This window comes from Nitrosopumilus sp. b1 (genome assembly GCF_014078545.1).
Classification (GTDB): Archaea; Thermoproteota; Nitrososphaeria; order Nitrososphaerales; family Nitrosopumilaceae; genus PXYB01.
The window spans coordinates 1-1,162 of the sequence record NZ_MU078782.1 but is presented as its reverse complement, the minus strand read 5'-3'; the positions used below and the strand labels follow the sequence as shown (position 1 = coordinate 1,162).

Here is a 1,162-nt window from a genome sequence, read left to right as displayed (position 1 = left end):
ACCTGCTCTTTTAATTGAGTATAATATTTCATGAATGATTTCTTTTTCTTGAATCCATCCTTGTAGTGCAGCTGCTTTTACTAGTGCATATTCCCCTGAAACACTATATGCAGAAACTGGAACATTGAATCTTCTTTTTGTTTCTGCAATTAAATCCAGATAAGATAATGCTGGTTTAATCATAACAATATCTACTCCCTCATTGATGTCTGTCTCTACTTCTCTGAGAGCTTCTCGTGCATTTGTGTATGGGACCTGATACGTTTTTCTGTCTCCAAACTTTGGTGCACATTCTGCTGCATCCCTAAATGGTGAATAAAATGATGATCTATGTTTTGCAGAATGTGACATTATGCCAACATTGGAAAATCCCTCAGCATCTAATGCCATCCTGATTGCAGCAACCTGACCATCCATCATGGCGGAAGGTGATACTATATCGACTCCAACTTTTGCTTGACTTACTGCAATTTTTGCAAGAGTTGCAATGCTGGAATCATTATCTACCTTATTGTCTTTGATTAACCCACAGTGGCCTGATGATGTGTACTGACACAAACAGGCATCTGCCATGATTACCATTTTATCGCCATAATTTTTTTTAATCTCTGAAATTGCTCTTTGAACAATTCCATTATCCTCAAACGCAGCTGTTCCCTCATCGTCTTTTTTTGTGGGAATTCCAAAAAGCATCACTGCAGGAATATTAAGATCTGAAATAGTTCCAACCTCATCTACTACGTCATCTAGTGGAATTCTTTCAATATCTGGCATAGAATCCACCTTAATTCGTGTTTTGAGGTCTTCTTGAACAAATACTGGACATATGAAATCACTAGGTGAAAGAGTAGTCTCTCGAAGAAGTTCTCTCATCTTATCTGAACTTCGTAATCTTCGAAGTCTTTTGGTTGGAAAAGACATATCAAAAATCCTCTTTGTGCAAATATAATCCTAGTCTACGTTTTTGTCTTTTTTATTATAATCAAATAGCTTTGATGCGGCGTTGATAATTTCTGGATTGCCTTGCTCTGATGCTTTTCTCAAATTATTCATAGGTGCAGAAACAATACTCTCTACAACTGCCTTTGTCAAATCTTCGATAATCTTGACTCTTGTTTCATCTTTTTCTCCTAACATTTGAAGTGCTTTTTGTAACTCTTTT

At 36.5% G+C, this 1,162-nt stretch carries 1 protein-coding gene and 1 pseudogene; both read right to left on the bottom strand.

The genetic code is table 11. The features are described from left to right. The coding region (hemB, locus tag C6988_RS10770; RefSeq protein WP_182135448.1) for a porphobilinogen synthase at window positions 1-921 on the bottom strand (921 nt) is incomplete at its 3' end. A 30-nt stretch (window positions 922-951) separates the two neighbouring features. Further along, a pseudogene (locus C6988_RS10765) lies at window positions 952-1,162 on the bottom strand (glutamyl-tRNA reductase); the annotation flags it as partial.